The sequence below is a fragment of the Campylobacter concisus genome (genome assembly GCF_003048445.1).
GTDB classification, from domain to species: Bacteria; Campylobacterota; Campylobacteria; order Campylobacterales; family Campylobacteraceae; genus Campylobacter_A; species Campylobacter_A concisus_BF.
Genome location: NZ_PIQW01000006.1, coordinates 19,924 through 34,387 on the forward strand (window position 1 = coordinate 19,924; position 14,464 = coordinate 34,387).

General features: G+C 41.1%; 14 protein-coding genes. 7 read left to right on the forward strand and 7 right to left on the reverse strand.

Annotated elements, in window-relative coordinates; translation table 11 throughout:
• Positions 1-53: 53 nt before the first annotated feature.
• Positions 54-1,562 carry a flagellin B gene (locus CVT14_RS04620; protein WP_021088899.1) on the reverse strand — a complete coding sequence of 503 codons (1,509 nt, stop codon included), beginning with the start codon at positions 1,560-1,562 and terminating at the stop codon, positions 54-56.
• Between the two features lie 202 nt (positions 1,563-1,764).
• Between CVT14_RS04620 and topA the strand changes: the two genes are divergently transcribed.
• From topA to crcB, 4 genes are all read left to right on the forward strand, one after another.
• Complete coding sequence (gene topA / locus CVT14_RS04625) at positions 1,765-3,879, forward strand: type I DNA topoisomerase (RefSeq protein WP_021088986.1); 2,115 nt, start codon at positions 1,765-1,767, stop codon at positions 3,877-3,879.
• Positions 3,880-3,940: 61 nt separating this feature from the next.
• Positions 3,941-4,660 (forward strand): hypothetical protein, encoded by a 720-nt coding sequence (locus tag CVT14_RS04630; RefSeq protein ID WP_021088933.1) that lies wholly within the window; start codon positions 3,941-3,943, stop codon positions 4,658-4,660.
• A gap of 466 nt (positions 4,661-5,126) precedes the next feature.
• A complete protein-coding gene (locus tag CVT14_RS04640; protein ID WP_107849814.1) occupies positions 5,127-5,966 on the forward strand; it encodes a biotin synthase in 840 nt (279 codons plus the stop codon).
• Positions 5,966-6,319, forward strand: coding sequence for a fluoride efflux transporter CrcB (gene crcB, locus CVT14_RS04645; RefSeq protein ID WP_021088882.1), 354 nt, complete (start codon positions 5,966-5,968; stop codon positions 6,317-6,319). The genes CVT14_RS04640 and crcB overlap by 1 nt, the downstream gene beginning before the upstream one ends.
• 203 nt (positions 6,320-6,522) lie before the next feature.
• On the opposite strand, the gene CVT14_RS04650 is transcribed toward crcB, so the two are convergent.
• Entirely contained in the window at positions 6,523-7,005 is a 483-nt protein-coding gene (locus tag CVT14_RS04650; protein WP_021088997.1) for a hypothetical protein, read from the reverse strand.
• 115 nt (positions 7,006-7,120) lie between these two features.
• On the opposite strand from CVT14_RS04650, the gene CVT14_RS04655 reads away from it, so the two are divergent.
• Genes CVT14_RS04655 through CVT14_RS04665 form a run of 3 tightly spaced genes read left to right on the forward strand, consistent with a single transcriptional unit; the run spans position 7,121 to position 10,364 of the window.
• The gene (locus tag CVT14_RS04655) at positions 7,121-8,284 is read left to right on the forward strand and encodes a cation:proton antiporter (RefSeq protein ID WP_107849815.1); all 1,164 of its coding nucleotides are present in this window, start codon (positions 7,121-7,123) and stop codon (positions 8,282-8,284) included.
• 2 nt (positions 8,285-8,286) lie between these two features.
• Entirely contained in the window at positions 8,287-9,564 is a 1,278-nt protein-coding gene (locus tag CVT14_RS04660; RefSeq protein ID WP_107849816.1) for a citrate synthase, read from the forward strand.
• Entirely contained in the window at positions 9,561-10,364 is an 804-nt protein-coding gene (locus CVT14_RS04665) for a 3'(2'),5'-bisphosphate nucleotidase CysQ (RefSeq protein WP_107849817.1), read from the forward strand. Before CVT14_RS04660 ends, CVT14_RS04665 begins: the two co-directional genes overlap by 4 nt.
• A gap of 2 nt (positions 10,365-10,366) precedes the next feature.
• Here the strand turns inward: CVT14_RS04665 and CVT14_RS04670 are convergent, their stop codons facing one another.
• Genes CVT14_RS04670 through CVT14_RS04690 form a run of 5 tightly spaced genes read right to left on the reverse strand, consistent with a single transcriptional unit; the run spans position 10,367 to position 14,464 of the window.
• Positions 10,367-10,831 (reverse strand): damage-inducible protein, encoded by a 465-nt coding sequence (locus CVT14_RS04670; protein ID WP_107849818.1) that lies wholly within the window; start codon positions 10,829-10,831, stop codon positions 10,367-10,369.
• 1 nt (position 10,832) lies between these two features.
• Positions 10,833-12,389, reverse strand: a complete 1,557-nt coding sequence (locus CVT14_RS04675) for a class I SAM-dependent methyltransferase (protein ID WP_021088934.1) — start codon at positions 12,387-12,389, stop codon at positions 10,833-10,835.
• A gap of 9 nt (positions 12,390-12,398) precedes the next feature.
• The gene (locus CVT14_RS04680; RefSeq protein ID WP_021084665.1) at positions 12,399-12,896 is read right to left on the reverse strand and encodes a redoxin family protein; all 498 of its coding nucleotides are present in this window, start codon (positions 12,894-12,896) and stop codon (positions 12,399-12,401) included.
• Between the two features lie 36 nt (positions 12,897-12,932).
• Entirely contained in the window at positions 12,933-13,607 is a 675-nt protein-coding gene (gene modB, locus CVT14_RS04685) for a molybdate ABC transporter permease subunit (protein WP_035169850.1), read from the reverse strand.
• Positions 13,607-14,464: a sulfate/molybdate ABC transporter ATP-binding protein gene (locus CVT14_RS04690; RefSeq protein ID WP_021088991.1), complete on the reverse strand. Its 858-nt coding sequence runs from the start codon at positions 14,462-14,464 to the stop codon at positions 13,607-13,609. The genes modB and CVT14_RS04690 overlap by 1 nt, the downstream gene beginning before the upstream one ends.

Here is a 14,464-nt window from a genome sequence, read left to right on the forward strand (position 1 = left end):
AGGCTTTGCTACTGCAACAAAGCCCTATTTAAAACTTAATTTAACTAGCTACGTTATTGTAGTAGCTTCATTACGTTTTGTTGAACGCTGTTTGCTTGACTCATAGCATAAGCACCTGATTGAGCTAGGATGTTATGTTTTGAGAAGTTAGCAGACTCGCTAGCAAAATCTACGTCCCTGATTTGTGATTCTGCTGATTTTACGTTAACTTGAGTTACAGTTATGTTATTAACTGTAGCTTGAAGTTGGTTTTGGACTGAACCAAGGTCTGAACGAACTTGATCAAGTGTTTTTTGAGCTGACTCAGCGATACTCATAACACCCATTGCACCACGAAGTGTCATAACACCTGCAGATTGGTTTTTTGTTAGTTTCTCATCCATCCTTTGAAAGCCCATAGCCATAGCTAGTTTGCCTTCTATTTGACCTCTTACGTCTCTTAATGATACTGATTGCTCTGAACCACCACTTGAATAGTCAAATGCTTTGTCTAGTTTAAAAGCAGCCGTTCCTTCTAGCTTGATATCTCTACCATCAAGGCGAACTAGGTTTAGTCTTCCAACAAATTTACTAATAGCTGTACCTTTGGCAGCTTCACCTTTGCTACCAAGACCATTTGAGATATCTTTACCAGTTGCAACAATAGCACGACCATCACGGCTTGTTAGCACCATTTTGCCAGTTTCAGCATCAACAGAAGCCTCAACACCAGTTTGATCTTTTACAGAGTTGATAGCATTTACAAGTGCGCCATTTGAGTCATTTGCTTTAACATCTAGGTCACCAATGATTACACCATTGATTTTTAGATCTTTGATTAAACCACCAGTAATAGCAGCACTAGCTTTCCAAGTAACATCAGCTGTAGCTCTAACACCAGTTTTATCAGCAACTTTATTGATATTTTCAACCAAAGCGCCAAGACCTTTACCAATGCCTGTTGAGATAACAGCAGATGTAACGCCAACATCATTTACACCATCAACTTTTAAAAATTTAAGGTCTATCTTGCCCATAGCTGTAAGTAGTTTTGAGCTCTCAAAACGTGTAAGACCGATCTTGTCAGATGTAGTCGCACCAATACTTGCTTTAACAGTTTGGTTTGAGTAAGCACCTATTTGGAACTCTTTGTTTGTAAATGTTCCGTTTAGTAGTTGCTGACCGTTAAATGAAGTAGTGTTACCGATATTGTCAAGCTCCTCCATTAGACGAACGATATCAGCTTGCAATGATTGGCGTGATTGAGTTGTTTGGCCGTCTTGAGCTGATTGAGTAGCTTTAGTCTTGATAGTATCAAGAATTTTTAGCTGCTCGTCCATAGCTTTGTCGGCAACTTGAATGATACCAATAGCATCATTACCATTTGCAATAGCTTGACCTAGAGCTGAAGCTTGACTTCTTAAGCTATCTGCGATAGATAGACCTGAAGCGTCATCTGCAGCTGTTTGAATTCTAAGACCAGAACTAAGTTTGTTAAGTGACTTAGATAGGTCAACGTTGTTGCTAACTGCGTTAGCGTGTGTGTTAAGTGCGTTTACGTTTGTGTTAATACGAAAACTCATTGTAAATCCTTTTATGTTTTAAGTTACGACTTCATGTCGCACGAAAACTATATCGATTAATTTTTAAAAAAGTTTAGAGCTATGCATAAAAATTTTTTATAAAAAACAAAAATCGCGCTCCATCTAAAAATTTTTCACACGTTACACTCTAAAAAATTATTTCTGCTACAATTACGCCAAAAAATTCAAAGGCTATATATAAATGAAAAGCTTAATCATCGTGGAATCTCCCGCAAAAGCAAAGACTATAAAAAATTTCTTAGATAAAAGCTACAACGTCATCGCTTCAAAAGGTCACATCAGAGACCTGCCAAAAACGAGCTTTGGCATCAAGGTAGAGGATGATAAATTTACCCCAGAGTATCGCATCAGCAGCGATCACTCCGCCATCGTAAAAGAGATAAAAGAGCTTGCCAAGGGTGCAGATGAAATTTACCTCGCGACCGATGAGGATAGGGAGGGTGAGGCGATCGCATTTCACATCGCAAATGCCATCGGCAAGGAGCCAACTAGCCTGCCTCGCATCGTCTTTCACGAGATCACCAAAAGCGCCATACAAAACGCTCTAAAAAGCCCAAGACACGTCGATATGAACAGCGTCAATGCCCAGCAAACAAGGCGCTTACTTGACCGCATCGTTGGCTACAAGCTAAGCCCGCTTTTAAATTTAAAGATACAAAAAGGGCTAAGTGCTGGCCGTGTGCAAAGTGCGGCGCTAAAGATAATAGTCGATCGCGAGCGTGAAATTCAGGCATTTAAACCGGTTGAATACTACACCATTGACACCATTTTCAAAAAAGACCTAGACGCTGAGCTAGTTAAATTTGAAAACCAAAAGATCGAAAAGCTCACTATCCAAAACCCAGACCGCGCAAAATATATCATTGAAAATTTACAAAATGAGAAATTTAGCGTCCGTGAGATCGAGAGCAAGGATAGAAAGATCCAGCCAAGCCCGCCATTTATGACCTCAACCCTTCAGCAAAGTGCGAGCAACCGCCTTGGCTTTAGCCCTAAAAAGACGATGATGATCGCACAAAGCCTCTACGAGGGCGTGCAAACAAACGATGGTTTCATGGGTGCGATCACATATATGAGAACGGACAGCTTAAATTTAGCCAAAGAGGCCGTAGCGGCAGCTAGAGAGCACATCCTGCAAAACTACGGCAAAGAGTATCTGCCAGCCAAAGCGATAAGCTACACGACAAGCTCAAAAGGCGCGCAAGAAGCCCACGAAGCGATCCGCCCTACAAATTTAAACTTCACACCGCAAATCGCCGCTAAATTTTTAGAAAAAGACGCGCTCAAGCTCTACACGCTCATCTACAATAGATTTTTAGCCTGCCAAATGAGCGCATGTGTGAACCAAACGCAAAACGTCTATGTCGCAAGCGAAAAAGGCGAGTTTAAGATAAGTGGTAGAAAGGTGCTATTTGACGGCTTTTACAAGGTTTATGGCGAGCTTGATAAGGATAAAATTTTGCCAAATTTAAAAAAGGGCGACGAGATGAGTTTGCAAAGCATAAAAAGCACGCAAAACTTCACCGAGCCGCCAGCTAGGTACTCTGAAGCTGGCCTTGTTAAAAAGCTAGAAAGCCTAGGCATTGGCCGTCCAAGCACCTACGCACCGACCATCTCGCTACTAACATCAAGAGACTACGTGAGGATCGAGAAAAAGCAGCTCATACCAAACGAGATCGCATTTAGCATGATAGGCGTTTTGGAGGAGCACTTTAGCAACATCGTAGATAGCGAATTTACCTCACATCTTGAAGAAAAGCTCGATGAGATCGCGCTTGACAAGGCTGACTGGCAAAAGGTGCTAAGCGACTTTTACTATCCATTTATGGAAAAAATAAGCGCTGGCAAAACTGGCATAAAAAGCCTAAAAACAGCCACTCCGATCGGCGAGAAGTGCCCAGAGTGCGGAAGCGAGCTAGTGCTTAGAAAGGGCAGATATGGCGAATTTATCGCTTGTTCAAATTTCCCAAAATGCAAATACTCAAGAAACATCGCAAAAGATAATGAAAAGAGTGCAGATGCAGGCACTACTGCGGCAGCTAAGCCAAAACGCGAGCTTAAAAAGCTTGACGTGCCATGTCCAAAATGCGGTGGTGAGATCGTAGAGAGATTTAGCAGGCGCGGTAAATTTTTTGGATGCGCCAACTATCCAAAATGTGACTTCATCTCAAACTACGAGCCAGTCGCGCAAAAATGCGACGAGTGCGGCGGCGATATGATCAAAAAAGAGCTTAAAAAAGGTACATTTATAGAGTGCACAAAGTGCAAGAAAAAGACGTTAGTTTCTGAAAACTAAAATTTCTAGCCAAATTTGAGCTTTTGAGCCTAAATTTGGCTTTTATAAATTTGGACTTTAAATGCCTGAAACTATCACACAAGTTAGCCAGTATAAATGGCAAAAGAGCCTTGTGATAAACTGCACGCAGCTAGGAGATAGCTTCGCGCCGCAGTATAAAACCGCCAAGCAAAAAAGAGCTGTGCTTGATGAGTGGTGCTACTTTTTAAGAAGCGAGCAAGAGGCATTTGATGAGCTTAGCTTTTGCACCAAAATGCCTCAAGAGCTCTTTGACGCGGTGTGCTGCCAAAGAAATTTAAAAAGTCTTCACATCAAATGGGGCTCGTATGAGAGCCTTGACGCGCTGGCAAATATTTCTAGTCTAAAGAGCCTTTTTATCGGCTCTGGTGCAAGCGTAAAAAGCATAGCACCGATCGCTAAACTTGCCGTACTTGAAAGCCTTGCGGTGGAGAATTTTCAAAAGATAAGCGACTACTCTGTGCTTTCAAATTTGCAAAATTTAAAGAGCTTAGAGATCAGTGGCGACGGACTTTCGCCTAAATTTATCCGCATCGAAAGCTTAGAGTTTTTACGCCAGATGCCTGAGCTAACCAGCCTTGTGATCTTGGTGGCTAGGCTAAAAAGCAAGGACTACTTGCCTGTCTTGTCTCTAAAATCCCTCACTCACCTCAGCCTGCCGCCACAGCATGCGCTTTTTGGACTTTTTGACGAGCTTAGTGCTTTGCCAAATTTAAAAATAGGGCTTTTAAAAGAGAGAGCGGAAATTTATAAGAAAAGATGATGCTGTAAAATTTAAATTTTTCGCATAGTTTTATTTCAAAGAGAAAGTTTTAAAATTTGTTTGAAACTTACCTTTGGCATAAAACATATGCGGCACGATAGTGCGTACCTCTAACGTCATCGAGCTTTGCTTCGACTTCGTCTCGTAACTGCAAGCAGATAGGGGATTGTTAAGGGGAAGGGAGCTTCTTTGTTTCGCAAGCTCGCAACTGCAAGCAGAGCGTAATTCAAGCCTCTTCCCCCTTAACAAAGAAAAAAACATTAAATTTCTAAAAATTTTTTTATAAATTTTTAAAATTCCACTTGTTCGCCTTAGCAGAATACTAAATCTAGGATGCACTTCGTTTAGCACTAAATTTAGAGCCGTGATATGCCAGCTCTAATTTTAAAATTTGCCTGTTTTTCGTAAATTTACAAGCCACTCTACTTAAATTTTAAATATAATACGCCCCAAAAAAGGATAAAAAATGAAAACAATCATGCTTTGTGCGATATGTTCCGTCACTCAGGGAAACTGCGCTGAGGACTGCGCTTATTGCACGCAAAGTGCCAAAGCTGGCGCTGATATCACAAAATTTAAAGAAAAAAGCGTGCAGCAGGTGGTGGACGAGGCCAAAATGGCTTATAAAAACCACGCTCTTGGCTTTTGTTTAGTCACAAGTGGCGCTAGGCTGAATGACAAAAAGACCGACTACATCGCTTCTTTGGCGCGCGCCGTGAGCAAAGAAGTGCCAAATTTGATGCTCATCGCATGTAACGGCATGGCGACTTACGAGCAGCTTTGTGAGCTTAAAAATGCTGGCGTTTTTAGCTACAACCACAACCTCGAAACAAGCCGCGAGTTTTTCTCAAAAATCTGCACAACGCACTCTTGGGACGAGCGATATCAGACAAATTTAGACGCAAAAAGGGCTGGGCTCATGCTTTGCACTGGCGGCATTTACGGCGTTGGCGAGAGCGAGGCCGATAGGGTTAGTTTTAGAGCTAGCTTAAAAGAGCTTGAGCCGTTTTCGTCGCCTATAAATTTTTTCATAAAAAGTGACGCCCTGCGCCTTGATCTGCCTCCTCTTAGCGCGGATGAAGCCTTAAAAATCGTGCGTGAGACCAAAAGGGCGCTACCAGAAACTAGGGTCATGATAGCTGGTGGCAGGGAGAAGATATTGGGCGAGAGGCAGTATGAGATCTTCGAAAATGGCGCCGATGCGATCGTGATAGGCGACTACCTCACCGCAAAGGGCGAGAAGGCAAGCAAGGACATCGAGGAGCTTACAAGGCGCGGTTTTAGCTTTGCAAGCATCTGCCACTAATGCTTGTAAATTTGCTTTTTGCTGGGCTTGGAGGCTTTATCGGGGCTGGGTGCAGGTTTTTAGCTGGAGAGCTGCTAAAATTTAGCCACTTTCCCCTAGCCACGATTGGTGTAAATGTGCTTGGTAGCTTCATTATCGGCGTTTTATTTTGCCTAAATTTAAGCCAAAGCGCGAGGGTTTTCTTGGTCGTTGGCATACTTGGCGGCTTTACCACATTTTCAAGCTTTAGCCTTGATAGCGTGAAATTTTTACTAGAAGGCGAACTCATAAAAGGCTTTTTAAATATCTTTTTAAACCTCGCTCTCTGCCTGTTCGCAAGCTATCTTGGCATTTTGCTTGGTAAAAATTTGTAAGGTTTTTTAAGGTGTGTAATAAATAACTTCTTTTATGCCATTTTGCAAATTTTAAAATTTCATTCATTCGCAAGAATTGGCTACTGATTTTAGGTCTCGCAAAGCTTGCCACTAAAATCAGAGCCGAAATTACTTGTTCATAAAATTTAAAATTTGCTCAAATTTAACAAAACCACATGCAGTGTGCCGCCACATGCGCCTCTCTACCTAGCTTCTACCTTTGGCATCTGTAGCATAAAATTTCTAGCTTCGCTTAAAAGTACCGGTTTAAGTGCATCTGCTAAGGTTTTTGGATCGTAAATTCTCTCATACGAAAGCATCAGAACTCCATCTTTTTTAAGTAAAAAGTGGATTATTTCTATATTTTTGCTCTTAGTTTCATCTTTTATGAGGGCTAAAATTTGATCATTTTCTTCACTAAAAAGCACGTTTTTATCTTGCTTAAGAGCTATTTTTAGCTCTTCTAGCTCGTTTTTTGTCTTGACATCTTTGTCAAACTTTACTCTAAAAGAAGCAAAGTGCTCGTCCATGTTTTCATTTTTTAAAAAGTAAAAACTCTCATTTTTAACCACTTGCTTTTTATAAAATGTGCTGCCATCAAATTTAAAACTCTCAACTAAATTTGGCTCATCTGCTAAGCAAAAGACGCCAAAAAATATCAAAATAAAAAGGCTAAATTTACGCATAAAATTTCACTCCAAATTTATAAAATAGCCGCCATTTTGCCCAAATTTCGCTTAGATTAATTAAAAAATAACAAAGCTTTTTATACAATCAGGCATTTTTATTTTAAGGATCTTTTTGCAGTTACACCAAGCAAGCGAGCTTAGCATCCTTGTCGTTTTGGCATTTATCGTCTTTGCTTCGCCTTATATTTCTAAAATTTTACGCATCCCAGTCGCGCCTGCTGAGATACTACTTGGGGCGGTTGCTGGCTACATCGGAGTTGTCGGCGAAAACGAGATGTTTAAGCTCATCAGCGAAGTTGGCTTTTTCTTTTTGATGTTTCTAGCTGGCATGGAGATCGATCTTAGGATGCTCATAAACATCGACCGTAAAATTTTGCGCCTTGGGCTCATCTACCTTGCGCTCATCTACGCTCTAGCCACGGCCCTGACGCTAGGACTTGAGCTTAGCCTGCTTTACATCATCATCATCCCGATAATGGCCGTTGGTATGGTATTTACACTATTTAAGGAGTATGGCAAGCAGCAAGAGTGGCTAAATTTAAGCATGCTAATAGCAACTATCGGCGAGCTTTTAAGCATCACACTTCTAACATTTACCGCTGCTTACTTGCAGTTTGGAGCGAGCATAAATTTATGGCTAACAATTGGCTATTTGATCCTATTTTTAGCTATCAGCGTGCTTAGCTTTAAAATTTTGGACGTGCTTTTTTGGTGGTATCCGGGGCTTAAAGTGGTACTCATGCCACACTACGACAAGGACGAGAAGGACATCAGGCTTTGCATCGCGGTATTTTTCACGATGATAGCCTTGATGCTCTATCTAAATTTAGAAGTCGCCTTTGGCGCGTTTATCGCAGGTATGTTTATCACGACATTTTTTGATCACAAAAAGGACTTGCCGCACAAGCTTTCAAGCTTTGGATTTGGCTTTTTAGTACCGATATTTTTCATCCACATAGGCTCGACTTTCAAGCTTTCAAGCCTAGGATCTAGCGAAGTGATAAAGGATGCTATTTTTATATTTTTAGCGATGCTTGGCACGAGAGTTGTATCTAGTTTGCTCTTTTTGGGCAAGCTTGGCTTTAGAGGGATATTTTTGTTTTCAGTTTCGCAGTCTATGCCGCTCACTCTTTTGATCGCAGTTGCTACTATCGCACACAAATCAGGCGAGATAAGTGACTATTCTTACTCATCTTTCATCCTAGCAAGCCTCGCACAAGCTATAATAGGAGCTATAATCATCAAAATTTTAATGCAATCAAAAAGCAAGGAGTAAAAATGTCATCAAATACAGCCACGCTAATCGACAACCGAACTGGCAAGAGCTATGAATTTCCTATCCTAAAAGGCACTATGGGGCCAGATGTCATCGACATATCGACCTTCTTTAGCGACACTGGGATGTTTACCTTTGACAGGGGCTACACCTCAACTGCGATGTGCCGCTCAGCCATAACCTACATCGACGGCCTAAAGGGCGAGCTCATGTATAGGGGCTACGACATCGCATATTTGGCTGAAAATAAGACATTTTTAGACGTTGCCTACCTGCTTTTAAACAAAGAGCTACCAACTAACGAACAATACAGGGGCTTTAAAGATGAGCTCAAAAAAAGAAGCTTCATACACGAGGGTATGATGAAGCTTTTTGACGCATTTCCAGACAAGGCGCACCCTATGGCGATCCTGCAAGCAGCGGTCTCAGCGCTAAGTGCCTTTTACTCAGACCACCTAAATATGGATAAACCTGAAGAGTACCACGAGATGGCTATGAGGATAATCGCCAAGATCCCAACGATAGCGGCCTTTAGCTACCGCTACTCACGCGGACTTCCTATCATCTATCCAAATTTAGATCGTGGCTTTACAGAAAATTTCCTCTACATGATGAGGGGCTATCCATACGAGCACGTCGATCTTAAGCCTATCGAGATAAAGGCGCTTGACACGGTCTTTATGCTCCACGCTGATCATGAGCAAAATGCCTCAACGACTACCGTTAGGACCGTTGGCTCAACGCATGCTCACCCATACGCATGTATAAGTGCAGGTATCGGCGCACTTTGGGGCTGGGCTCATGGCGGCGCAAACGAGGGTGTTATCCGCCAGCTTGAAGAGATCGGCTCGGCCGCAAACGTCGATAAATATATCGCTAGAGCAAAGGATAAGAACGATCCGTTTAGACTAATGGGCTTTGGTCACAGGGTCTATAAAAACTTCGACCCGCGCGCAAAGGTGCTTAAAAAGATGAGAGATCAGCTGATGGATGAGATCGGCATTAGCTCAGAGCTTATAAAGATCGCTAACCGCATCGAAGAGATCGCGCTAAATGACGACTACTTTGTGAGTAGAAATTTGTATCCAAATGTTGATTTTCACTCAGGGCTCATCCTAAAGGCGCTTGGCATACCAAATAATATGTTTGCCGTTATCTTTGTCATCGGTAGGACGCCAGGCTGGATCAGCCAGTGGATCGAGCTAAAAGAACAAGACACTATAAAGATCGTCCGCCCAAGACAGCTCTACGTCGGAGAGACAAACAGAACACCAAAATGAGCGAGCTTTTAAACTTAGCCATCAAGGCAGCCATCAGCGCTGGGAGTGAGATAATGAAAATTTACTCATCTAATGGCGAGGCACTTAAAGTCTGCCTAAAAGATGACAGCTCGCCGCTAACTAGCGCTGATCTAGCGGCAAATGAGGTGATACTAAAAGAGCTAAGTAAAAGCGGGATAAAAATTTGCTCTGAAGAGAGCATCTTGCAAGAGAGCGATAAAGATGAATTTTGGTTAGTTGATCCCCTTGATGGCACAAAAGAATTTTTGGCTAGAAACGGCGAATTTTGCGTTTGTATAGCGCTTATAAAAGAGGCTAGGCCGGTGCTTGGCGTCATTTTTATCCCGGTTAGCAAAGAGCTTTTTTACGCTGATGAAAACGGCGCTTTTAAAGAAATTTTAGGCGCTAATGATGAGGTCGTAGAAAGGCAAGATCTAAATGAAAAAGCTAAAAGCTTAAATAACTTCATCTTTTCAAGCAGAAGAGGCGAGACAAAGAGGGCCACGCTTATAAGAGATAGTTTAAATTTAGAGCAAAAATGCATCGGATCTGCCATTAAATTTTGCCGTTTGGCTGAGCTTGGCGGGATATATGTGAGATTTAGTCCAAGCTATCTTTGGGACAATGCTGCAGGCGAGGCGGTGGTGAAATTTAGCGGTGGCAAGGTCTTAAACGCTAGCGACAGATGCGAGCCAAGCTACAAGCTAGCTGATCTAAAAAGCCCATTTTACGTAGCTTTTGGCAAAAATACTTTGGGCTTAGAAGATGAAGTTTTTAAGCTTATAGAGCAGGGCAGATAAAGCTACTTGCACCTTATCTCACCACTCATCTTTAAAAATGCGCTTTCGTTTTGCTCTAAAAATTTATTTGCCGCTTTTAAATCTTGAAATTTATCTTTTAGCCTGATCACCAAAGTGCCACATTTTAGCTCTCTAGCTCGCTCTAAACTAGCATCAAAACTTTGCGTTAGATCATTTACGCTTTTTATCAAAAGATCGTTTTTGCCTAGCTCTTTTACGTTAAATTTAGCGTGTCTCTCAGCCCTTACTACGCCAAGATAGTTTGCGACTTTAGCGTTACTTATGTAGATAAAAACCCCCTCACGCAAGTTGCTACTAAAAGCCACTGTATCGTCTTGCTCAAGTATCTTTGCAAGCTCTTCGCCGCCGTAGTTTAGGCTGCTTTTAAGATTTAGATTTTTCACGCTTGGCTTGCTAGCACAACCTATAAGAAAAAGACAAAATATAAGAGCTAAAGTTCTTTTCATTTTAAATTTCCTCAAGCAAATAGAGCATGCTAGCTATCTTTGCTGTGCCTATGACGTAGCTTTTTATGTGAGCTACTAATCTGTCATTTTTAAGCTCTTTGCCATTTTTGTCAGATATTTTTATGCTGTTTTCTTTTATAAATTTCAAACTCTTAGCCGTTATTTCTTCTAAAGTATTTTTGCCATCAAGTAGTAAAAATATGTAGTAATCAAGCATGCTAAGCTGTTCTGCGAGTCCAAATTTATTTGCAAAGATTATGTCTGTATTATCTTTGTGATTTAAAAAGTACTTTATATAGCCAGTTAAATTTGTCTTTAGCCTTGAGTGATTTGGAGCATATTCTATATCTTTTAGCTCATCTTTTACGATCATTGCGTCTGCCGAGTTTGTTAAAAGCCTTACAAAAGCGCTATAAACTGCTAGCTTATCTTCTGGCAAAATCTCTAAAATTTGAGAGAGATTTATACTTGCTGGATACATTTTGTAAAATACCTCACAAAGCCAAGAGATATCTTGAGGCATAAGAGCAAATTTATCGTGCCACCCATCATCTTTTTTTATAAAGTCATCCACAATGTGAATTTTATTTACATCACTTGGTCCTATTTGTTTGTTTGCCACACTCTCATAAGCCTTAGCATGCACGATGAGGCTTTGTCTAAAGACCCTGTTGCTAACTATATCTATAAACTGCTCTAGATCGATCCTGTCTTTAAATTTCTTATCTTTATAGCTATCTGCAAGTTCCATGCCAATATTAGGAGCCAATATATCTTCAAGTCCGCATTCGCAAAGATAGGCAAGCTCGTTTTTAACAAGCATAGCGTTAAAATCTTTAAAGTAAAATGGATCGTTTATCTCTTCTAAAAACTCATGTGCTACGTAAAAATCACTTTTGCTAAGAATATTATCTATCCAAAAAAGAAGTACCTTGAGAGGTATTTGTTTCTCGTATATTTCATTGTCTTTGGCTAGTAAAATTTCCTTAAAGATTAAAAGCGCCTCTTTAGCAGCTTTTAGCCTCTCTTCTGTGCTATTCTGATCCTTTGCGGCAAGTAGCATAAGATCACGCACGACATCTTTTATCTTCCAGCCAGGATAGACATTGTAAGAGATAAACGCCACGCCGTTTTGGCTTAAATTTTCTCTTACGACCCTTAAAATAGCATCTTTTACAAAGTCAGGTACCCAGCTAAAGACGCCGTGAGCGATGATGTAGTCAAATTTCTCATCACTTTTAAACTCGCAGATATCGCCGTGGATTAGCTCTAAATTGCTTAGTCCTATCTCTTTAACGATCTCTTTGCCACGCCTTATTTGCTCGCCGCTAAGGTCGATGCCAACTACTCTTGCGTTCTCGTTGTTTACGGCAAATGGGATCAAATTCCCACCAAAACTGCACCCTATCTCCAAAATTTTTGCGTTTTTGCAAGGCGGTGGATTGATGCCAAGAAGTGTAGCGCAAGCCTCTAGTTTATAGGGCGATGACTGCGCAAATGCTGCTGATTTATATGTTAGCTCGTCATAAGACTTTTCGATCTTGCTATTTTTGTCCATTTTCTATCCTTAGTAGTCTTCGTTTTTTATCTTCTCCAGCATATTTTTAGCGTCGTTTTCAGGTTCATCAACGATATATGCGCGCCTTATATTGCCGCCTTTTATGATAAGTGTTTGACGAAAGTAAAATTTATGTCCATTTGAAGCTGCAAATACAGGTAGTTCAAGCGCGCGCTCTAGCATAAACTCGCTATCATTTAAAAACATCACGCCAGTTGCTGTCTCTTCTTCAAATTTCTTCTGAGCAGCGATATCTTGGGAGCCAATAGCTACTACCATAAAGCCAAGATCGTTAAATTCTTTAAGAAGTTTTTTGTAGTTTATAGCTTGCTTCGTGCAGCCCTTCATGCCAGCAGTTTTTTGTAGCTGTTCGCTTAAAAGCTCGAAGTCCTCACCTATCTTTGGATAGATAAAAACTACGCAGTCGTGGGTCCTTGCAAAGGCTGAAAAGTCAAATTCTTTACCGTCTAAAGTCCTTAGATAGATGCTTGTAGGCACTTTTATCATGTTTTGTCCTTTAAAAATTTTATCTATTATATATCTTTAAGCTTTTTTTGAATTTAAAAAATAGACGATAAAAAGGACGAAAAAGCTGATTATTAGCATCAAAAGTGCGTATATATGAGCTTTGGTATAGTCAAGCATCTCAACTGTTTCAAATATCGCGATACTAGCGACCTTGCTCTCTCCAGCCACGCTGCCACCTATCATCAAAACCACGCCAAACTCGCCCATTGTATGAGCAAAACTAACAACGATCGCGGTTAGTAAATTTGATCTGATGCTTGGCAAGATGACCCTAAAAATGGTCGTGAGCTTGCTTTTACCAAGGCTGTAGCTCGCCTCAAAAAGGCTCTTTTTTAGGCTATTTAGCCCAGCATAAATAGGCCCAAACATAAATGGCAGCGAGTAGATGCAGCTTGCCACAACAAGGCCAGTGAAGTTAAAAACTAGCCTCACGCCAAAGAGCTCTTCTATAAATTTGCCAAAAAATGAGTAAGGCGAGAGAAAAATGAGCAGATAAAAGCCAAGAACGCTTGGTGGCAGCACCAAAGGCAGCGAGATGATGGACTCTAAAAATGCCTTGCCAAAGAATTTCTTTTGCGACATAAAGTAAGCAAGCCCTACGCAGACGAAAAATAGTATAAATGTCGTGATAAAAGAGAGTTTTAGCGAGAGCCAAAACGGCTCGTAATCAATATTTGCTAGCTCACTCATCATGCTTTTACCAAATTTACGCCAAAGGCTTTTGTGCTAACCACCACCGTGTCGCCAGCTCTTAGCCCACTAGCTTCTGCGCTACTTAGCACGACCTCGCAAATTTGACGGTTTATTAGCACGCTTGCTACAAAAATGGCGTCACGCTTTTTGATCTCCAAAACCTTAGCGTTAAATGCAAATTTCTGCGATCCTGCACTTTTTAAAAATATCTCGCTCGCACTGCCAGACCTTGAAATTTTGCCATTTTCAAGGACGAAAACCTTGCTACAAAGCTTGTAAATTTCAGCTATGTCGTGACTTACTAAAATAACGCTCATCTTAAACTCATCGTGAAGCGCTAGCAAATAGTCTTGCAGCTTCTCGCGCATGGCGTTATCTAGGGCACTTAGTGGCTCATCTAGCAGTAAAATTTCTGGCTTTCTCATCACCGCACGAGCAAGTGCTACGCGCTGCTTTTGACCACCTGAGAGTTCGCCTATCTTGGCGTTTTTTAGGCTCTTTAGCTCGCAAATTTCAAGTAGTTTGTTTGCTAAATTTTCATCATTATTTGCAAAGAGCAAATTTTTAAAGACATTCATATTTTCAAAGAGGGCGTAGTCTTGAAACAAAAAGCCGATATTTCGCTTTTGCGGGGCTAAATTTGTATTTTTATCAAAAAAGATCTTATCTCCAACCTTTATCACGCCACTTTGCGGGGTTTCAAAGCCAGCGATAAGTCTTAAAATCGTCGTTTTACCTCCGCCACTTGCTCCATAAAGTGCGACAAACTCGCCACTTTCAAAGGCAAGCTCAGCCTCAAGCATAAATTTACCGCCACCGCCATTTAGCTCTTTTTTACAAGAAATTTCTATCAT